Below are 20,608 nucleotides of genomic sequence, written 5' to 3'. Positions count from 1 at the left end.
TCGTCCAACCTGGCCATTTCGTCCATGCGTCGCATGGCCTCCATCAACAGGCCCTCGGTCGAAACGTTCAGTTCCCTCGGGAACTCTTCCTCCGGCTGACTCTCCAGGCAGAAGGTGCCCGCTGTCCAGCCAACAATACGGTACAAGCTCTTCTCTGCGCCGAGGGTATCGTCGTCATTCAACGTCGCGTACACCACCTGACCGGCGTCCAAATACAACTTGCCGACATCGGTTTCTGTACGTACGACAAGTACGCCATTCTTCTTGGAGGAGCTGAACAACTGCAGCAGGTCCGGCAGGGGTACCTCCTCGATGCTGCCGGTCATCCGCTGCACTTGGGATGCACGGCGCCGCACTCCTTCGGGCTGTCCCTTCGGCTTGGCCCGCGGCGGGCTGGATTCGCTGCTCCGCACGAGTTTCATGATGCTCGTGCCGATCAAGACCCGATCGCCCTCGCTCAGCTTGGCCTCGCTAATGCGCTCCCCGTTGACAAAGGTCCCGTTGGTCGACTTCAGGTCTCGGATGAATACGTCCCCTCCCTCCACCGAGATCCGAGCGTGGCGTCGAGAAACCATGTCCTCGACCAGCACCATGTTCTGATCACTGGAGCGGCCGACGATGATCTCACCCTCGGCCGGCAGTGCGAACTCGCCTCCCTGATACTTTCCGGAAATGAACTTAAGCGCGTAGACCCGCTGGGGTTTGGCCGAAACCGAAGACGAGCGCAGGGCGCTTTCTAGAGGCTCCTTCATCTGGGTACACCGATCGTAAAAGTAGAAGTTTCATGAACTTGGGTCAAGGAATGGCACGTGCGGGACTGTCTCGGCCGACCGAGGGTGTCCGCACGCCTGCGGCAGCAGGACCCTACAGCGACGCAGCTTCCCGCACAGCTGGCACGGGTTGCCGGCACGGCCTGGCCGCGCCCTCTGAGCAGCTGCGCTGGCCCGCATCGGTCACCAGCTTCGAGCCCGATCGATCGGTCGAGGTGCCCGTGACAACGGCCGATCCGCAGTCGGCGCGCCGGAGGCATAGTCGACACCATGGTGAAGACGCTGAACTATGTTGAGGACGCCGATGGAGTTCTTTTTGCTTCGCTTCTGCGATCCCGGAGGACGCGGCCGTTTGCGCGGGCGGATCGGGCATGCGGTTGGGCTCAACGGGGCGCCGGAGGCTGGTGACCGATGCGGGTAGGCGGCGGGACGGCTACAGGGCGAGGATATCGCTTTCCTTGCGCCCGACGATCGCGTCCACCTCGGCCGTGGCTTTCTGCACGATCTCTTCCACGCGCTTGCTGGCTCGCTCCACCTCGTCTTCGCTGGCCTCGCCCTCCTCACGCAGCGTGGACAACAAGTCCTTGGCGTTGTGGCGCGCCTTGCGGATCGATACCTTGGCGTCCTCCCCGTACTTGCGCGCGATCTTGACCAGTTCCTTGCGGCGATCCTCGGTCAGGGGAGGCAGCGGCACCCGAATCAGCTCGCCGTCGGACTGCGGGTTCAAACCCAGGTCCGACTCCAGGATGGCACGCTCGATCGCCTTGACCTGGCTACGATCCCAGGCCTTGATCGTGAGCAGGCGCGGCTCCGGCACGCCCACGGTCGCCATTTGATGAATGGGCGTAGGCTGGCCGTAAGAATCCACACGCAGCGACTCGAGCAACGCGGGGTTGGCTCGCCCCGTTCGCAGCTTGGACAGCTCGCGCCGCAGCGCCTCGTGGGATTTTGCGACCGCGGTCCGTAGCTCCTCATGCGCTTCGTCGATCATCTCAGCGACCCCATGTTAGATGCTGTCTTCGCTCTGGGTCACCAGCGTCCCGAGCTCTTGTCCCTCGATGACTCGCCGGATGTTACCCCGCTGCGTCAGCTGAAAGACGCGGATCGGCAGATTGTTGTCCCGGCACAACGTGACCGCGGTGGCGTCCATGACCCCCATGCGTTCGCCAATGAAGCGGTCGTAGCTCAACCTTCGGAACATGCTCGCATCCGAGTATTTGACCGGATCCTTGTCGTACACCCCGCTGACTTTGGTTGCCTTGCACAACAGGTCCGCTTGGATTTCCATGGCACGGAGCGCAGCAGCCGTGTCGGTAGAGAAGAACGGATTGCCCGTTCCCGCAACAAAAATGACGAGTCGCCCCTTTTCCAGGTGTCGGATCGCGCGGCGTCGTATGTAGGGCTCTGCCACCTGGCGAACCTCCAGAGCGGCCAGCAGGCGAGTCTCCACACCGTGCTTTTCGAGACCGTCCTGCAGCGCAATGCCGTTGATGACCGTGGCCAGCATCCCCATGTAGTCCGCGCTCGCGCGATCCATGCCGGCTGCGCTTCCCTTGAGGCCGCGAAATATATTGCCTCCGCCGATGACGATGGCGATCTGCACACCCATGGCGTGCACATCCGTAAGCTCCGAGCATATGCCTTCGAGTGTGCTCAGCTCCACTCCGTAGCCACCCGGGCTTCCACAAAGCGCCTCACCGGAGAGCTTGAGCAGGATGCGCTGGGGCCGGCCGCCTGGACTAACCTGCATCGGTCACCAGCCCCACCCCTATCCGGCTAGGGCCTCGGCGACTTCCTTCGCCAGGTCGTTCTTCTTCTTTTCGATCCCCTCGCCCAGCTCAAAGCGGACGAACCTTCGCACCGAAATCCGCTCACCGAGCTTGGCCGTCAGCAGATCGGCGACGTGCCCGATGGTCTTGTCGTTGTCGCGAATGAAGGGTTGCTCGAGGAGGCACGATTCGCCCAACCACTTCTCCAAGCGACCTTCCACGATCCGCTCTACGACGTGATCGGGATGTTTCTTGCCGGTGCGATTGGCTTGCTCGATCAGCTGGGCCCTGAAGATCTCGGCCTGTTTCGATTTGTGCTCCGGAGGCAGGTCCTCGGGGGAAACGTACAGGGGAGCCATGGACGCGATCTGCAGCGCGATATCGTCGGCAAAGGCCCTGAACTCGTCGTTGCGGGCAACGAAGTCTGTTTGGCAGTTGACCTCGACAAGGACACCGATCCGGCTTCCCGGATGAACGTAGGCGTGAACTACGCCCTCCGCGGCGATCGCGCCGGCCTTTTTGGCCGCCTTGGCAAGGCCCTTTTTCTGAATGATCTCGACGGCCTTGTCCTCGTCGCCCCCGGCTTCCACCAGGGCGTTCTTGCAGTCCATGATGCCGGCTCCGGTGCGACTACGGAGCTGTTTGACCCTCGTCGCGCTCACTTCAACCATGATGCCTGTTCCTGTTCTTCAGCCGTGGGGCTGTTCGGCGCTCCAGCCTCCCCTGCATCGGTTGGTGCCGGCGGCATGGGCGTGGTGATCATCGCTTGTTCGTTTCGTATGGGGCTGCACGGCGTGAACGAGCGAACTCGATTGTGAAACCCGGCTCGGACCCATCCTCACGCCGTCCGCTCTGCAGGTAGTCTTTCCTTCGACGCTGACCCTCGAGGCAGGCGTCGGCAATGCGCGCCGTGATGAGCTTGATCGAGCGAATGGCGTCATCGTTACCCGGAATCACGTAGTCGATGACGTCGGGATCGCAATTGGTGTCCGTGAGCGCCACGATGGGAATCCCGAGCTTGTTGCCCTCGCACACGGCGATGTGCTCGTGGTTGGGGTCGATGACGAAGATCACCGCGGGCGGTGCGTTCATGGACTTGATGCCACCCAGGAACTTCTCGAGCCTTTCGCGTTCGCGGCGCAGGCCGAGGACCTCCTTCTTGGGGAGCGTCTCCAGGGTGCCGTCTTCCTCCATACGCTCCAGGCTACGGAGCCGCTCGATGCTGATCTTCATCGTGCGAAAGTTCGTCAGGGTGCCCCCTAGCCAGCGGCCGGTCACATGGAACTGGCCCGCTCGCGCGGCCTCCTCCAAGATGACCTCCTGCGCCTGACGCTTGGTGCCGACGAACAGCACGTCACCACCACGGCTCACGGAATCGCACACGGAATCGTAGGCGCGTCGAAACAGACGGACGGTCTGATCCAGGTCGATGATATGGATCCCGTTGCGTGCGCCGAAGATGAAAGGCCGCATCTTCGGATTCCAGCGGTTGGTCTGATGGCCGAAGTGAACGCCGGCACCGATGAACTCGCGCAAACCGATCGGCGCCTCCGCACTCGGTGCCGGCTGCTCGACCGCGGGGGTCGGCGGAGGCGGGGGCTGCGCCTCGCTTGTGCTCTGTGTGGTCATCGCTCGCCTCTTTTCGGTTGACTGCCACACCCCGCGGCTGGCAACCCGTTGAGCCGAGCACCGGCCAGCCGCTCCGAGCGGGGGCATGTGAATGATTACGGGAAGCTGCGTCCCGGCCCTCGTTCTGAGAGCGGGCGGCCGTATAGCACGCGTGGGCGCGGCCGTCCATGCTGGCCACCACCGCGCGGCGTGGCTGCCCCGCCTCGCACGCACGGGCACGCTGCTCCACACCAAGGCCAGGACCGGGGCGTGCCTGCGTCCAAAGCTGCGGTGGCACGCCTGCTGAACCGGACTGCGTGACGCCGGCCATCGTGCCAAGCTGTTGGTGTGCGCGAGCGGCCTATCTCGTGCCCGACCCGAAACTCGCCCCCGACGCCTGGCTTGGGGCGCGAAGCCGTCTGCCGTAGCGGCTCACCCCTCGACCTCGCTCGATCCCAAGCGTCGACACCGCAACCATCGCTCCCGACCCCTTTGGTAGCGGCTCACCCCTCGACCTCGCTCGATCCCAAGCGCATGCGCCGCATTCCCTCGGTTCACCGCCACGCCATCCAACCCCGCGGCGCTCGGCCATGCTTGGTCCAGAGCTTCGGGCCGGGCACTATCCCGCCCTGGATTGCCCTGGGCTTGGTCTTGGCCGGCGTCATGACGTTGCCGATCCCGGCGCGGGCTGTCGGCGACCCACAGGAACCGGGACTGGTCCGCGGCAGCTCGCTGCTCGATGACCCCATTGGCCTGCCCGAACGCGACGGCTGGCTCGAGCCACCTCACCACGGATCAAAGCAGCGGCGGCAACAGCAAGAAGCGACCCGCTATGGCCCATACCCTCCCCCACAGCGCTCGCGAGCAGGCCAAGTGCTGACCGGGATGGCAGCGAGCAGGGAAGCTCGACACCAAGTTGATGTTCTGCTGCAGGGCGGCCTGGCACGGGTTGTGACACGGCTCGAGCTCACGACGACGCTCACCAAGCCGAGCGAAATCGGCTATCGACTCGCGGTGCCCCGTTCGGCGCGACTCGCAGGGCTCGAGGTGTGCAATGCGGCGGGCTGCCGAAAGGGGCTGCGGGCTCGGGTTCGGGGCCATTTGACAGCCTACGACGATGCGGTGCAGGCGCGGGGGCCAGGATTCGGCCTTCCCGTGGCACGGGCCATCCGCACCTCGGACGCGCGTGGAAGCGCCATCGTGCTTCACGCAGCACCGCTCGTGGCCGGCAACGATCTGCGACTGCGGATCGCGTACGTGGCGGCCGCACCCCTGCGCGGAGGCGCAGTGCGGTTGCACCTACCGGCACGCGGGATGGACCCCCGAGCCGCCAACAGCGAGATCAGCGTGCGCGCCCAAGGTTTGCACGGTCTGCGGGTGGCGGAACGCTCGAACGCCGGCGCGCCGGTCACGCTTCAGGCTTGGGAGCCCTGCCAGGTCAGCGCACGCGCGCCGGCGGCCGCACGAGTCGACCGCTGGCGCTTTGGCTGCGGCAGCTCCGTGTGCGAACGAATACGTGTGGCTGCGGGATCCCGACCCGGGAAACCCGTCGACCTGATCGCGCTCGTGGACGCCTCGCCCTCGACCGAAGGTCCCGCCCGCAACCGCATGATGGCAGCCGTTGCGAGCCTACTCGAGGCGGCGCCGCAGGGCTCGATCGTGCGAGGCGCGGCGTTTGGGGCTCGCGCCGCTGTGCTGCTCGACACACCGCTACCGGCGGATCGCGCGCCGCTCGAGCCCTTCGAACACGCGCTGGCCATGGAGCTGGGCTCGGCTACCCGCTTCGAGGCAGCCTGGAACATGGTGCGCCCCTGGTTGCGAAAGCGCCCGCCGGGGGGAGCCGGCAACCGTCTGGGTCACCACAGGAGACAGCTGATCGTGATTGTTGGCGACGGCGATCTCATGCGAAGCGGCGTATCGACCCTGGGTCGCGCCGCGCATGCCGGCGTCGAAGTCTCGCTGCTCAACGTCGGTGACCGCCCGACCCCGCCGGCACTCGAGGCCGCGGTCGCTCGGAGTCGCGGCATCGTCGTGCACGCCGGCGAGGAAGCGCACAACCTCACGCGCGGCGGTGATCCCACCCCCCTGCTGGAGCGGGTCGGTGCCTTGTTCGCACCCGTTGTTCGCCGGCGGCTGCGATTGCGGCTTGGCAGGGGCTCGGTGGTGCTCGGCGCTCTGCGGGCGGGCGAGCAGCGTGTCTGGCAGGGCACGGTATCGGGACAGGTACGCCTCAGCGGTGCCAAGACACCGAGCTGGAGCCGCCCCCCGCACGAGATGGCCACGGCATTGGGCGACGAGCCAGCGGCCACCGTGGCGCCCTCCGTGCTCATGGCGGTCGATCCACGGGATTTGCGCTCCCGCAAAAGAGATCGCCCACCGCCACCCGCCGGGAGCCGACCCTGCGACGCACGGGGGCCCGCCTTTCGACACAGCGGCATCAGCTCGGACGCCGAGCCCATCTACCTGGCCGAACGCCGCGATTGTCGGCCGCCCGTTGCCCCCAAGCCGTCGGGGTCCCAAGGTTGGGGCATGCCCGCCGGGCCGCTGCGCCAGATGCTCCGGCGGCGGGTGCTTCCGGTGGCACGCGGCTGTTTTCGCCGAGATCGGGCCGGCCGTGCTGATTACGCGGTGCGTGCGGTGTTCGCGTTCGAGCTCGCCAACCGAGAAGTGATGTCCGTGCAGGTCGAGGGCGACCTTGGCCCCGAGCTTCGAGCCTGCCTGCAGCACGCGGTCGACGGGCTCGAGGTGCCCCGGTTCACCGGCCGTGTCATCGTGCGCTATCCGCTGGTTACGCTGGCCGAGAGCTCCGAGGCCGTCATCGAGCTGCCCGAGGACCTCGCCACGGCCGTCGACTCCGTTGCTGCCCCGGCGCCTTGACGCGAGAGGTCGGCCTCTGCATACTCCGCCGACTTCCGCCGCCTGGCCCCGAGTAAAGGCGTCCGGCGACGGCGTGCGTTTCCTGGTGGAGCCGAGCCTGCCGCCCCGAAGTAGCGACACGCGGTACCTGACCGATGGCATTGTCCCAAGACCACAAGCGAGCCGTGATCGAGAAATTCCGATCGCATGGAACGGACACGGGCTCACCAGAGGTTCAGATCGCGCTGCTCAGCGAACGTATCGCGTTGCTCACCGGCCACTTCAAAACGCACAAGAAGGACCACCACTCGCGCAGAGGGCTGCTGATGCTGGTCAGCCAGCGCCGCAAGCTGCTCAACTATTTGCGCGGACGGAGCATCGAGCGCTATCGGACGCTCATCCATGAGCTTGGCATTCGGCGCTAGAGCCATGATTCACCCCGGACGCCACGCGCCCGGGCGCACTGTTGATTTCCGACGCCGTGGCTTTCGATTCTCGCTTCGAAGTCTCGAAGCAGCGACTGCCTGCTGGCTAAAACCTTGGCACCGGGGACCGAGCCATCTCTCACAGCACGGCCGCGTTGTCTGACCCATCTTTCAGGAAAAGGCCGTTGAATGATCATTCGAGAAAGCGTCAAAGTCGGCGACGCCGTCCTTACACTAGAGACAGGACGGGTGGCCAAACAAGCACAGGGCTCGTGCATCGTTAGCTGCGGGGAAACCGTGGTGTTGGTGACGGCGTGTGGGACCCAAGAGCCGCGGCCAGGCGTGGACTTCCTGCCGCTTAGCGTCGATTACGTGGAGAAGACCTACGCCGCGGGCAAGATCCCTGGCGGCTTCTTCAAGCGTGAAGGACGGCTCCGGGATGACGAGATCCTGACCTCGCGTCTCATCGACCGCCCGTGCCGCCCGCTGTTCCCGGACGGCTACCGCAACGAGATCCAAGTCATCGCCACGGTGTTGTCCGCGGACAAGCACAACCCCTCGGACGTGCTCGCCATGGTCGGAGCATCCGCAGCGCTGCACCTGAGCCCCGTACCTTGGCAAGGTCCGATCGCCGGCGTGCGCGTAGGCCGCGTCGACGGGAGCTTTGTTGCAAACCCCAGCTTCGACGACATCGCTCAAAGCGACATGGACATCGTCATGGCAGCCTCGCGCGACGCCATCGTGATGGTCGAGGGCGAATGCGACCAGGCGAGCGAGGAGGACTTCCTGCAGGCCCTCTTCTTTGGGCACCAAGCGGTGCAGCAGCTGCTCGATCTGATCGAGCGCATGCGGGAGGTGGCCGGCAAGCAGAAGTGGGGCTTCGCGCCGGAGCAGCTTCCGGACGGCCTGGAACAGGCAGTGCGCGACACAGCAGCAAGCGGCGCGAAGCAAGCGTGCAACGTTCCAGAAAAGCACATTCGCTACGATCGCTTCAAGGAGATCAAGAAGCAGACCGTAGAAGCACTGACGGAACGCTTTCCGGACGAGGATAAGGCGATCAAGCATTGCTACGAGCAGCTTCGCTCCACGACCATGCGATCGCAGATCCTCGATGAGCGGCAGCGGGTCGACGGGCGTGACCTTGCGACCGTCCGGCCGATCACGATCGAGGTCGGATGGCTGCCGCGCACCCACGGCTCATCCCTGTTCACCCGGGGAGAGACCCAGGCGATCGTCACGACCACCCTGGGCACCGGTCAGGACGAGCAGAAGATCGATGCTCTTACCGGGGAGCGCTGGAAGCGTTTTCTGCTCCATTACAATTTCCCGCCTTTTTCCGTTGGTGAGACCCGCCCGCTACGCGGCCCAGGGCGCCGTGAGGTGGGTCACGGTCATCTCGCCGAACGGGCTCTTTCGCGCATGCTGCCGAGCAAGGAGGACTTTCCTTACACGATCCGGCTCGTCTCCGAGATCACCGAGTCGAACGGGTCGTCCTCCATGGCCACCGTGTGCGGCGGCGCCCTTTCCATGATGGACGCCGGCGTTCCCATCCGCGCCCCCGTCGCTGGAATTGCCATGGGTCTCGTCAAGGACGGTGACAACCACGCCGTGTTGACCGATATCCTTGGAGACGAAGACCATCTGGGTGATATGGACTTCAAGGTCTGCGGCACCGCCAAGGGCATCACCGCGATCCAGATGGATATCAAGATCGAGGGGCTGACGCGAGGCATCCTCGAGGCTGCGCTGCGGCAAGCACGCGACGCGCGCCTGCACGTGCTCGCCAAGATGACGGAAGTGCTGGCGGAACCACGCAGCAAGCTGTCACCCCACGCGCCGCGCATCACGACGATTCAGATCAAGCCCGATCAGATCCGCGCCGTGATCGGACCCGGTGGCAAGATGATCAAGGCGATCGTCGATCAGACTGGCGCCACGATCGATATCGAAGACGACGGCACGGTTGCCGTGGCATCCCCGGACGAGGCAAGTGTCGAAAAGGCCATCGAGATCATTCGCAACCTGACCATGGAACCCGAGGTGGGTCAGATCCACAAGGGCACCGTAAACAGGGTCGAGGCCTATGGCGCGTTCGTGGAAATCTCCCCAGGCAAAGACGGTCTGCTGCACATTTCCGAGCTCGACTGGAAGCACGTTCCGCGTATCGAGGACTACGTGAAGCTTGGCGACGAGATCGAGGTGAAGATCACGGAAATCGACCGCGAAGGTCGTGTTCGGGTGTCACGCAAGGAACTGCTGGCCAAGCCTGAAGGCTGGGAAGAACGACCGCCGCCGGCGAGCCGTGCCGCCAGCGGGGGCGGCGGTGGTGGCCGGGGGCGTGGCGGGCCTCGGCGTGGCGGTGGTGATCGGCCACGTCGTAGCCGATGAACGCGCAAGCCACGCTCCAGGTTCGCGTCCTGCGAAAGGGGTGTGCCCGGCTACCGCACTACGCCAGCGAGGGAGCCGCCGGCCTCGACTTGAGCGCAGCGCTCGACACCCCCTGCGTTATCGAGCCGGGCCAACGCGCAACCGTACCGACCGGCCTTGCGATCGCGCTGCCCGAGGGTCACGAGGGACAAGTACGTCCGCGCTCGGGCCTCGCAAGCCGCCATGGCGTCACGGTGCTCAACGCTCCCGGCACGATCGACGAAGACTACCGCGGCGAGGTCTGCGTGCTCCTGGTCAACCTGGGCTCCGTGCCCTACGCGATCCATCCCGGGGATCGCATCGCGCAGCTGGTCGTAAGCCAAGTGCAGCGTGTGGCCGTGCGCGCGCTCGAAGACGAGCTCGCACCTACCTCGCGCGGGACGCGAGGTCTCGGCAGCACGGGCCGGTGAACGTGTAGGAGTTGCTCGGGCACGTACATCCTCGAAGAAGATGGGGAGCTGATCTTTGTGGGCGATGTTGCTCCCGGCCCGACGGTCGCTGCTAGCTACACGACGGTGCAAAAGCAGGGGAGGTTTTTCAGTGATTTCAGCGGCCGGATAGCCGGGCGGCTCAAGACGAATCCCGTAACGTCGTACCATTTTGTAGAGGGCTGCCAAGTTCGCCTCAGGTGCAGCTACCGGCTTGACGGACATGTGGCCGGGCGCCCCACAGCAGCGAGACTGGAGCAGTTGGGCTCACCATGCCACCAAAGCCGCTACCGAGCATTCCTGTCCCAGCACGAACCGTTCCTCGCAAGATCTTGGTCGTGGACGACAACGAAACCGGCATACGTGCCCTCAAGCGTGCCCTGCGGGGAACCAACCTCCATGTCGTTTCCACCCACAGCCCGTTTGAGTTCGCGGAGCTGTTGAAGCGCGAAAAGCCCGATCTGGCGCTGGTGGACGTCAATCTGCCAGCCATCAACGGCGACAAGATCGTGAGCATTGCGCGCATGTACGACGAGCAACCGTGCCCGCTGGTGCTCTACTCCGCTCGCGCACCGCATGAGCTCGAGGCGCTCGTCAGGGACTGCGGGGCCGCGGGCTGGGTGTACAAATCGGGTGACTCCAAGGACCTCGTCCGACAGCTCGAACGCTACCTTCCCGGCACTACCAGCACGATCCGCAGTGCCGATGCGAATCGCTATCGACGCAAATCGGCGTAGCAGCAGCCGAGCCAAACCGCGCTTGCCGTGGCAGTGGCCCCGACTACACTCGGAAGTCATGGCGCAGGCTGTCCGTATCGACGGGAAGGCGCTGTCCATAGAGCAAGTCGAGCGCGTGGCTCGGCACAACGCTCGAGTCAAGCTCACGCAACAAGCCCTCTGCAGCTTGCGTGGGGCGCATGACACCTTGCTTGGAGTCCTGGGCTCCGGGCAGGTGATCTACGGTGTCAACACGGGATTCGGCTCGCTGGCGCGGGAGCGTATCGACGCCAGGCAGCTGCGCGAAGTGCAACACAATCTCATCCGCTCGCACGCTGCCGGAGTTGGAGCAGCGCTGCCGCCCGACAGCGTGCGGGCCATGTGGCTGCTGCTGGCTGCTGCCCTCGCGCGCGGCCACTCGGGCGTGCGACCCGAGGTGGCCGAGGCGATCGTCGCCTTGCTGAATGCCGATGTGACGCCCTTGGTACCCGAGATCGGTTCGGTGGGAGCCTCGGGTGACCTTGCCCCGCTGGCACACGCTGCCCTGGTGCTGCTCGGCGAAGGAGAGGCGACGCTTGGCGGTCGGCGCCTGTCTGGCTCCGAGGCGCTGGCTGCCGCCGGCATCGCACCGCTTTCGCTGCAAGCCAAGGAGGGGCTCGCATTGCTCAACGGCACCCACCTGATGGCGGCCGAAGGAGCACTGCTGCTATCCGACTGCGAACGACTCGTTGACGCAGCACTGGCCGCGGCAGCCATGTCGATCGACGCTTGTCGCGGCACCGATGCCTTTCTGGATGACCGCGTGCAGGTTGCGCGGGGGCAGCGGGGCCAGCGGGAAGTCGCGCACCGCTTGCGCCGGCTCATCGACGGTAGCCAGATCGTGCCGAGCCACCAAGACGGCGATCCGAGGGTGCAGGACCCCTACTCGCTGCGTTGCTCGCCGCAGGTGATGGGAAGCGTGGTGGACGCGCTGAGCTTCGTGCGCGGTGTGTTCGAGCGTGAGCTCGGCGCCGCAACGGACAATCCGCTGGTGTTTGCCCCCGATCCCGTATACGCGCGCTCGATCGTCTCCGCGGGCAACTTTCACGGCCTGCCCCTCGCACTGGCTCTCGACACGCTGGCCATCGCCCTTTCCCATTTGGCGGGAATAGCGGAGCGGCGCGTATACTACATGCTCGCCGCATCGGACACAGAGAATCCTCTGAACACCCACCTGAGCCCGATGCCGGGCTTGCATTCAGGCCTGATGATCGCGCAGTACACGGCGGCAGCCTGCTGCAACGAGCTGGTGGGTCTGGCCACGCCCGCCAGCGTAGCCAACCTGCCGACCAGTGCCGGAATGGAGGACTACAATTCGTTCGGCCCGTACGCCGCCCGCAAGGCCAGGCGCGGACTGGCCCTCGCCACGTCGGTCGTGGCCATCGAGCTGCTTTGCGCCAGCGAAGCACTCGAATACCAGCGTCCGCTTCGCTCGGGACACGGGGTAGAGCGAGCCCATGCCTTGGTACGCGAGGTGGTCGATCGTCGCACCCGCGATCGCCCGCCCGCACCCGACGTGGAAGCGATCGCGCGCCTGGTGCGCAGCGGACGCTTTCGGGAGCTGGTGAACGATCGGTAGGTGAGCATGCCCGAAGACGACTCGCGCGACCCGACCCAGCCTGCAGCGCAGATGCCCGCGGGCTTGCGTGCGCCACGCGGCAGTCAGCGCGTCTGCAAGACCTGGCAGGCCGAAGCCGCGATGCGCATGCTGATGAACAACCTGGACCCGGAGGTCGCGGAGGATCCCGCTCGGCTCGTGGTGTACGGCGGTCGTGGACAGGCTGTGCGCTCCTGGGCTGCCTTTGACGCCATGGTCAACTCACTCAAGCGCCTCGATGTCGACGAAACGCTCCTGGTCCAGTCGGGCAAGCCCGTCGGCATCGTGCGCACACACAAGGATGCTCCGCGAGTGCTGATCGCCAACAGCAACCTGGTGCCTCGTTGGGCCACGCAGCAGCACTTCGACCATCTGGTTCGTGAGGGCCTGATGATGTTCGGGCAGATGACCGCCGGCTCGTGGATCTACATCGGCAGCCAGGGCATCGTGCAGGGTACCTACGAGACGTTTGCCGAGTGCGCGCGCCAGCACTTCGGCGGGGCGATGGAAGGCCGGCTGACGGTCACCGCTGGCTGTGGCGGCATGGGTGGCGCGCAACCGCTCGCCGTCAGCATGAACGGCGGAGTATGCCTGATCGCGGACGTGGACCGCAGCAAGCTCGAGCGGCGCCTGACCGAAGGCTACCTCGATGAGATCGTCGACGATCTCGACACCGCCGTCGATCGAGCCCGGCAGTGCCTCGAGTCCAGGCAAGCGCGTTCGCTCGGCATCCCGCTGAATGCCGTCGCGCTTCTGGAACGCCTGATCGAGCGCCGGATTACCCCGGACGCCTTGACCGATCAGACTCCAGCACACGACGTGCTGAGCTACGTGCCGCTCGGCTGCAGCGTCGAGCAGGCCCAGTCGCTGCGGATAAAGGACCCTGCGGGCTACGGCGAGCGAAGCCTGGACACGATGGCCCGTCATGTGCGGGCCATGCTCGCGCTGCAACAACGGGGCGCCGTGACCTTCGACTACGGCAACAACCTGCGGCAGCGAGCCTTCGACCGTGGCGTCGAGGATGCCTTCCGCTTCCCAGGTTTCGTGCCCGCCTACATCCGTACTCAGTTCTGCGTGGGCCGGGGACCCTTTCGCTGGGTGGCTTTGTCGGGCGAGGCCGAGGACATCTATCGAACGGACCAAGCGCTCCTGGAGTTGTTTCCCGAGCGCGAGGGGCTAAAGCGCTGGCTCACGTTGGCACGAGAAAGGATCCGGTTTCAGGGGCTGCCGGCACGCATCTGTTGGCTCGGGCTTGGAGAGCGCGACAAGGCGGCGCTGGCCTTCAACGAGTTGGTTGCCAAAGGGGAAGTGTCTGCACCCCTGGTGCTCGGCCGGGATCATCTGGACTGCGGCTCGGTAGCTTCTCCGAATCGCGAAACCGAGGGCATGCGAGATGGCACGGACGCGGTGAGCGATTGGCCGTTGCTCAATGCCATGACCAACGTGGCGAGCGGAGCCTCGTGGGTCAGCTTTCATCATGGGGGCGGCGTCGGGATCGGTTTTGCTCAGCATGCCGGACAAGTGATCGTGGCGGACGGGACCGCAGACGCCGCCGCGCGGCTGCGCCGGGTGCAAACCAACGATCCTGCGCTGGGCGTATTGCGCCATGCCGATGCGGGTTACCCGGAGGCGCAAGCCTGTGCCGACCGGCAGGGGCTCAAGGTGCCAATGCGTAACTGGTAAGGGCCCGCGCGCCATGTCGCTGCTGATCGCGAACGCTCGTGTCGTGACCGGGGCCGGCTCGCCGCCGCTCGCCAGTGCCGATGTGCAGATCGAGGGAACACGGATCGCGAAGATCGGTCGGGGCTTGTGGTGCCCCCAAGACACGCAACGCATCGATGCCCGCGGGCGAGTCCTGATGCCCGGATTCGTCGATGCGCATACCCACGCACTGTGGGCTGGGGATCGACTCGCCGAGTTCGAGCAGCAGCAGCGGGGCGCAAGCTACCTGGAGATACTCGCCGCAGGTGGCGGCATCATGGCGACCGTGCGCGCCGTGCGTGCCGCAAGCGAGGACGAGCTTGCCGAGCGCTTGCTCGAGCGTCTCAACCTGATGCTTCGGGAAGGCAGCACAACGATCGAGGTCAAGTCCGGATACGGGCTGAGCACCGAAAGCGAGCTCAAGCTGCTGCGCGCCATCCATCGCGCTGCCGGGAGCTTCGAAGGAACGGTGGTGCCCACCGCGCTGCTCGGGCATGCCCTGGACCCAACGCAGGACAGGTTCGTACAGCGCGTGATCGACGAGACGCTGCCAGCCGTGCACCAAGCCTTTCCCGGGGTGACGATCGATGCCTATTGCGAACAGGGCTCGTGGAGCGTCGATGCATGCACCCGGCTCTTTGAGCGCGCCAGCTCGTTGGGTCACCCGATGCGCGTACATGCGGACCAGTTCACATCGCTTGGGATGCTCGAAAGAGCGCTCGAGCTCGGGGCCCGCAGTGTGGATCACCTGGAGGCGGCGAGCCGCAAAGACCTGATGCGCCTGGCGGCGTTCGGCGCCTACGGTGTGATGCTGCCGGCAAGCAGCTTTCACCTGAACCAGCGCTACGGCAACGGTCGCGCCCTGCTCGATGCGGGCGGCAAGCTTGTGATCGCCACCAACTGCAACCCGGGCTCGGCGCCCAGCTCGTCCATGCCTTTCGTTGTCGCGCTGGCCGTTCGCAAGCTGGGTGTGACGCTGGCCGAAGCCGTCAGCGCGTGCACCTACACAGCTGCACAGTTGCTCGGGTTTGAAGATCGGGGGCTGATTGCCGACGGCAGACGAGCCGACCTCATCCTGCTGCGCCACCGCGACGAGCGCCTGCTGGGCTACGAGGTAGGTGGAAACCCGGTCGATCTCGTAATTTGCGCCGGCAACCCGCTCGGATCGGGCTTCAGAGTTGCCAAGAGCGCTCGATAGTTAACCTCGGGCCTGGAAATGCGGGCGCGAGAGGGGGTGACCGTTCAGGCTTCGGGGTGACGGGGCATGGGTTCCCGGCAACCACCCCAAGGGGTTTGGGGTGCGATGAAGCACGGCCTTAGAGTTCTGCTCTTCAGCAACGCTGGAACGCCGGCGCGGTCACTATGGATCCCGCGTTGGCTGGCCGTTGTAGGTGCCTCGCTGTTGCCGCTGCCCGTGCTGTGCGGTTTCACGTTGGGGCGACGCTGGGAGCCAACGTCCTCGTCCTACAGTCTGGCGCAGGCAACCCGGCTGCAAGCGGATCCCCCATCCGGAGGAAACCAGCCCCCGAGCGCGCTTGATGCCGCGAGCGCCAGCGCGCAGCAGCCTGTACCTGAGGCCCCGATTCCGTCCATGCGGCTGAAGAATGCCTCCGCGCCTGCGACAGCCGTGGTAAGCGAGCCGACATCGCCAGGGGCACCCGACCCAGCCTCCGGCCCTGTTGGTCCGCAGCTGGCCGGTGAAGACGCGGCGCCGATCGCGCAGCAGGCAGCACCCGGCGGCTACGCGTCCGGCGCGGCAGCACCCTCGATGCAGCCACCGGGCGACGCGCGGTACGCCGCCAACGACTCGGGCTCGCAGGCGGACCCGCAGCTCGTGCACCCCCCGCTTCTGCCGCCAGCGCAATCGCCCTACCCTTTTCGCTACTCCAGGTGGCTGGCGGTCCACACCAGCGAAGAAGGGCTGGCTGCTGCCGAGCAGGTCATGCTGCACGCGGCAGGTAGCGATGCGATCGTGCTGGATCAAGCTCAGCTTCAGGCCATGGCTGACGAGGGCGCGCAACCTGGCGAGGCCAAGGTCGATCCGCCCGAGCAACCCAAGCTGCGCTTCACGCTGCCACGACTTGGTGGAAAGGAGCTCGCAAGGCTTGGCCGCAGTCCTTTTAGAGTGCTGGCCCTGCATACGGGAGAGTTCCTTCAGGTGCGCCCCTTTGACGAGGGCGGGCAACCTCGAACGCAAGCCTTCGACGCGATCAACCGCTTGATGCGCTGCCGGCGTACCGGCAGCGAGGTGAACATGGATCCCCGCCTCGTCCGGATCCTGCTGCAGTTGTCTGCGCGCCACGGAAGGGAACTGCATCTGATCTCGGGGCATCGGGCCCCCAAGGTGCGCGGCACCTCGCCCAACAGTCAACACACGTTGGGCAAGGCCGCGGACGTGCGCGTCCCGCGGGTCTCCGCCGCACAGCTGGCCGCGAGCGCGGTGCGGCTCGGCGCGCGCGGTGTGGGTCTGTACCGGCACAAGCGCTTTGTGCATATCGATGTACGCGACCGGCGCCCGTACTACTGGGAGTACGCGGACAAGGAGGAGCCGCTAGCGGCCATGGCGCTCTGGGAGCCGGATGCGGGTTGGCGCAAGCAGTCACGGGCCAGCGTGCGCATGGCCGCGGCGGCTCACGCCCACTGGTCGCGTTCCAGCGACGCCAAGAAGATCGCCGCGCGGGGCACCGGCCTTGCCGCAGCCGGCAAGTCCGCCCTGGCCAGTGCGGCGGACAAGTCCGCCAAGGCCATGGTCCCGGTTGCAGCCGAACAAGGGAAATCCGCGCCGGGGCAACCTGAAAGGCTGGTCAAGGCGATGGTACCGGCCGCTCGGGAGGCGAGCACGCCCCCCGGCGACCAGCACGCCCTGGACCGCTTCCCGGTTGGGAGCGACGGGGATCTGGACACGGCCCTCGACCTGCTGAGTCCCGACCAGCCGACGGGCAGCGACGCTACCGAGACGGACGATATCTGAGCGCACCGTTCCAACACCTAACCGACCTGAGCTTCGTGGCGCCTCGGGGGCCTTGTAAGACGCCGATTGCCGCCGATTGTCCCCTGAGCGAGGATCCTGCTTACACGGGACTTGACATGCAGGAAAAATATGTCATGTTTTATGTATCACGTTATCGAAATCGCGTAATCTGCCTCCAAGGCAGTCAACGCCAGCAAGCTGTGGGCGCAATCAAGAAAGGAGAGACCATGGACCCCACAATTCTACTTGAGCTCCTTATTGGCATCGCAGTGCTGGGCGGGCTTGCCACTTCCGTCGAGCGAGCCTGAGGTTGCACGTTGACCGACAGGGCGTGATCGAGCCCATGGACCCAAACGCGCCCCTGGCGACTTTTGCTGAGGACACTCACAGGAACCTCTTGACCTGAACTGTGATTCAGGTATGCTGATGAATGGTCAGGTATCGGGGCAGGATCACCCTGCCCCGGTCAGGAAGCCTGAAGCCCCAGCAAGAGCAACTGGATGTGGACGTTTCTTAGCAACCACGCGCACGTGCTGTTGTGCCTGGCCCGTGACCCGGACATGCGACTGCGCGACGTGGCCGATGCCGTTGGGATCACCGAACGTGGAACACACCGCATCGTCAGCGACCTGGAAGAGGCAGGAGTGATCGAACGCGTGCGCGAAGGCCGAAGGAATCACTACGACATCGATCCATCGATCTGTCTGCGGCATCCCCTCGAATCCAACCGAACGGTCGGAAGTCTGCTCGAGTCGTTGCTCGACCCGGTCGAGGCGCGCCGCCTGGGCCTGGGATCGCGCCGCGGACGAGGGGTAGCAAGCAGATGAGCCGGCGCCAGGGCTGGGGCCAAACGATCAGGATTCCTGTGGCGAGGCACTAGCCTTCGTGGTGTCTTGCTGTGCGCAGGTCGTATTCGCCCAGCTCGGGAAGCTTGACCGCCACGATGCCGAGCACGATCAGGCAGCCGACTCCGCCGCTCACGACCGAAAAGGTGGCATTGGTCAGTGCCGCCACGAAGCCCGACTCCACGGCGCCCAGTTGGTTTGAAGCGCCGATGAAGAGCATGTTGATGGAGCTCACGCGACCTCGCAGCTCGTTGGGTGTCGAGAGTTGGACCGCCACGCTGCGCATCACCACGCTGACGTAGTCGGCCATGCCGGCCACCAGATAGGCCGCCACGGAGAGCGGGTAGGAACGGGAAAACCCGAACACGATCGTGGCAGCTCCGAACACCCCCACCGCGAACAGCAGCGCCCGCCCCGCGCGCTCCAGCGGCGGCGCGATCATGAGCACGAGCCACATCAAGACCGACCCGATCTCGAGCGAAGCCACGAGCAGGCCGTAGCCGGCGGGCCCCGTGTGCAGGATGTCCTTGGCGTAGATCGGAAGCAGCGCCTTGGCGCCTCCGAAAAGCACGGCAAACATGTCCAGCGTCATGCAACCAAGCACCACCTGGTTGCCGCGGACGTAGGCCCAACCCTCGCGGATTGCCGCGAGGCTCAAGCCGCGTCCGGGGCCGCTGAGCGGGCGCGGGCGAACAAAGGACAGCACCGTGAATGCGCCCGCGATCAGCACGGCGTGGACCGCGTAGACAGTCGCCAGATCCGTTGCGGCCAGCACGATGCCTTGCAAGGCCGGTCCCGACATGAATGCGATCATCTGGCCGCCCGCGTAAAACGTGACGGCAGCTGGAAAGAGGGCCGCGGGAAGCAGCGTGGGAAGCAGGGCGGCGCGAGCGGGGTTTTCAAAGGCCGTGGCCGAGGAGGTACACAACACGATGCCGTAAAGCAGCGGCAGGGTGGCCAGCCCCTGGGAAGTTGCCAGCCAAAGCACCAGGCCTCCAATTGCCAAGACCGCTTGCGACATCTGTGCGATGCGGCGGCGCTCGTAGCTGTCCGCAACCACGCCGCCTACAGGGCTCAGAAGCAAGGCGGGCAAGAACTGCACGAGCCCGACCAGACCCAGTTGAAACGCTGAACCGGAAAGTTCGTAGACGTGCCAGTTCACCTGCGTGCTAAGCAGCGAGGTCGCCACTCCGGACAGAACCCGGCTGGCCATGAACGCGACGAAGTCCGGGATGCGCAACGGCGCAAACCTCGTTTGGTCACGAGCGGCTACGGTGTCCTCTCGACAGGCGCAAGCACTGCCCGGCGACCATAGTCCATGGGTCGAGAATCCGCAGCCTTGCCGCAGATCAAAAAAGCACCTACGAGAGTGTGAAGGTGGAGACCACAAGGGTGGATTGGATACACACGATCGGGATCGTGGGAGGGCTCGGACCGCTCGCGCACATCGAGCTCGAGCGACTCCTGCTTGCAGAGACCCGGGACCGGCTTGGAGCGGCGCTCAAGGACCAGGACTACCCGAGCTGGATCCTCGTGAGCATGACCGAGACGCCGGATCGTACGCGGGCACTGATCGGAGAGGGAGCCTCGCCCCTGCCTTGCTTGGAGCAGGCGGTGGCGCGGCTGGCCGCCAGCACGCCCGGCCCAGGAGCGAGCTTCGCTTTGATCGCTTGCGGCACAGCGCATGCCTACCTGGATGAGCTGCGCGCACGCTCATCTATACCTATCTTCGATATGATCGAAGAAGCACTGGTTGTGGCAGCCCAGTCGAGTCGGGTGATCGGATTGCTGGCGACGACGGGAACGCTGCGGGCGCGGCTGTACCAGCAACGCGCCGAGCGGCTCGACCCGGCGCTGCAGGTGATCACGCCGCTCGATCTTCCAGGTGGTGAAGAGCTTCAGGAGCGGCTCGTCATGACGCCCATCTACGGATCGCTGCAAGACGGTGAGCGCGCAGGCGGCGGCATCAAGTCGGGTTCGCCGACTTCAGGGCCGAAGCAAGCGCTCGCACGCGCGACGCGCCTGCTGGGCCAGACGGCCGACCTCGTGATCTGCGGCTGCACGGAGATTCCCCTGGTCCTTGGCCGCGACGCGATAGACGGGATACCCTTGCTCGACCCCATGCAGGTGATGGCACATGCGGCCATCTCGCTGGCATTAGGTGAACGTCCCCTGCCGCAGGGTTGGTTAGGGCCCGCGGAAGAATAGCTCGTGCGTTTCGGTGAGGACTGGGCGCCGCTGGCGAGGCGCGACGACGAGGAGTATTGGGGATACGAGGAGGAGCGACATAGCCAGCGGTGGTCAGAACCGGCGCGGCCAACCGAAGCTGCGCTTTTTCGCGGGACCGAGCCCGAGGCCGAGAGCGAGAGCGAGTTCGGATTCGGAAGCAGAGGGCAGAGGCCGAGACGGAGCGACCCGCCTCCGAGCAGCACCCAACGGGACCTTCGCAGTCTCAT

At 65.5% G+C, this 20,608-nt stretch carries 18 protein-coding genes; 12 read left to right on the top strand and 6 right to left on the bottom strand.

Annotation, left to right across the window (positions count from 1 at the left end):
• The 5 genes from MJD61_08205 to rpsB form a co-directional block, all read right to left on the bottom strand.
• On the bottom strand, positions 1-752 hold a 752-nt coding region (locus MJD61_08205; protein MCG8555258.1), incomplete at its 3' end, for a DUF4388 domain-containing protein.
• A 451-nt stretch (positions 753-1,203) separates the two neighbouring features.
• Entirely contained in the window at positions 1,204-1,761 is a 558-nt protein-coding gene (gene frr / locus MJD61_08200) for a ribosome recycling factor (protein ID MCG8555257.1), read from the bottom strand.
• A 15-nt stretch (positions 1,762-1,776) separates the two neighbouring features.
• Positions 1,777-2,520 carry a UMP kinase gene (gene pyrH, locus MJD61_08195; GenBank protein MCG8555256.1) on the bottom strand — a complete coding sequence of 248 codons (744 nt, stop codon included), beginning with the start codon at positions 2,518-2,520 and terminating at the stop codon, positions 1,777-1,779.
• A gap of 18 nt (positions 2,521-2,538) precedes the next feature.
• Complete coding sequence (gene tsf / locus MJD61_08190) at positions 2,539-3,210, bottom strand: translation elongation factor Ts (GenBank protein MCG8555255.1); 672 nt, start codon at positions 3,208-3,210, stop codon at positions 2,539-2,541.
• An 88-nt stretch (positions 3,211-3,298) separates the two neighbouring features.
• On the bottom strand, positions 3,299-4,168 hold the full coding sequence (gene rpsB / locus MJD61_08185) for a 30S ribosomal protein S2 (protein ID MCG8555254.1): 870 nt from the start codon (positions 4,166-4,168) through the stop codon (positions 3,299-3,301).
• Between the two features lie 513 nt (positions 4,169-4,681).
• Here rpsB and MJD61_08180 point away from each other — a divergent pair.
• The 10 genes from MJD61_08180 to MJD61_08135 all read left to right on the top strand — a co-directional run bounded on the left by MJD61_08180 (position 4,682) and on the right by MJD61_08135 (position 18,134).
• Positions 4,682-7,024, top strand: a complete 2,343-nt coding sequence (locus MJD61_08180; protein ID MCG8555253.1) for a hypothetical protein — start codon at positions 4,682-4,684, stop codon at positions 7,022-7,024.
• A gap of 134 nt (positions 7,025-7,158) precedes the next feature.
• Complete coding sequence (gene rpsO / locus MJD61_08175; GenBank protein ID MCG8555252.1) at positions 7,159-7,428, top strand: 30S ribosomal protein S15; 270 nt, start codon at positions 7,159-7,161, stop codon at positions 7,426-7,428.
• 189 nt (positions 7,429-7,617) lie between these two features.
• On the top strand, positions 7,618-9,816 hold the full coding sequence (gene pnp, locus MJD61_08170; GenBank protein MCG8555251.1) for a polyribonucleotide nucleotidyltransferase: 2,199 nt from the start codon (positions 7,618-7,620) through the stop codon (positions 9,814-9,816).
• Positions 9,813-10,265 carry a dUTP diphosphatase gene (gene dut / locus MJD61_08165; GenBank protein ID MCG8555250.1) on the top strand — a complete coding sequence of 151 codons (453 nt, stop codon included), beginning with the start codon at positions 9,813-9,815 and terminating at the stop codon, positions 10,263-10,265. Before pnp ends, dut begins: the two co-directional genes overlap by 4 nt.
• A gap of 290 nt (positions 10,266-10,555) precedes the next feature.
• Complete coding sequence (locus MJD61_08160; protein MCG8555249.1) at positions 10,556-11,020, top strand: response regulator; 465 nt, start codon at positions 10,556-10,558, stop codon at positions 11,018-11,020.
• A gap of 58 nt (positions 11,021-11,078) precedes the next feature.
• Positions 11,079-12,617, top strand: a complete 1,539-nt coding sequence (hutH, locus tag MJD61_08155; protein MCG8555248.1) for a histidine ammonia-lyase — start codon at positions 11,079-11,081, stop codon at positions 12,615-12,617.
• A gap of 51 nt (positions 12,618-12,668) precedes the next feature.
• Positions 12,669-14,318, top strand: a complete 1,650-nt coding sequence (gene hutU / locus MJD61_08150) for a urocanate hydratase (GenBank protein MCG8555247.1) — start codon at positions 12,669-12,671, stop codon at positions 14,316-14,318.
• 13 nt (positions 14,319-14,331) lie between these two features.
• Entirely contained in the window at positions 14,332-15,534 is a 1,203-nt protein-coding gene (gene hutI, locus MJD61_08145) for an imidazolonepropionase (protein MCG8555246.1), read from the top strand.
• A gap of 105 nt (positions 15,535-15,639) precedes the next feature.
• Positions 15,640-17,307 (top strand): DUF882 domain-containing protein, encoded by a 1,668-nt coding sequence (locus tag MJD61_08140; protein MCG8555245.1) that lies wholly within the window; start codon positions 15,640-15,642, stop codon positions 17,305-17,307.
• Positions 17,308-17,807: 500 nt separating this feature from the next.
• On the top strand, positions 17,808-18,134 hold the full coding sequence (locus tag MJD61_08135; protein ID MCG8555244.1) for a winged helix-turn-helix domain-containing protein: 327 nt from the start codon (positions 17,808-17,810) through the stop codon (positions 18,132-18,134).
• A gap of 49 nt (positions 18,135-18,183) precedes the next feature.
• On the opposite strand, the gene MJD61_08130 is transcribed toward MJD61_08135, so the two are convergent.
• A complete protein-coding gene (locus MJD61_08130; GenBank protein MCG8555243.1) occupies positions 18,184-19,392 on the bottom strand; it encodes an MFS transporter in 1,209 nt (402 codons plus the stop codon).
• A 137-nt stretch (positions 19,393-19,529) separates the two neighbouring features.
• Between MJD61_08130 and MJD61_08125 the strand changes: the two genes are divergently transcribed.
• Both MJD61_08125 and MJD61_08120 read left to right on the top strand, forming a co-directional pair.
• Positions 19,530-20,360, top strand: coding sequence for an amino acid racemase (locus MJD61_08125; GenBank protein MCG8555242.1), 831 nt, complete (start codon positions 19,530-19,532; stop codon positions 20,358-20,360).
• 3 nt (positions 20,361-20,363) lie between these two features.
• Positions 20,364-20,608: hypothetical protein (locus tag MJD61_08120; protein MCG8555241.1), on the top strand; the 245-nt coding region annotated here is incomplete at its 3' end.

It is taken from the genome of Pseudomonadota bacterium, from assembly GCA_022361155.1.
Lineage (GTDB): Bacteria > Myxococcota_A > Polyangia > Polyangiales > JAKSBK01 > JAKSBK01.
Note: the sequence above shows the minus strand (reverse complement) of the source record. Positions and strands in the feature narration are given on the sequence as shown.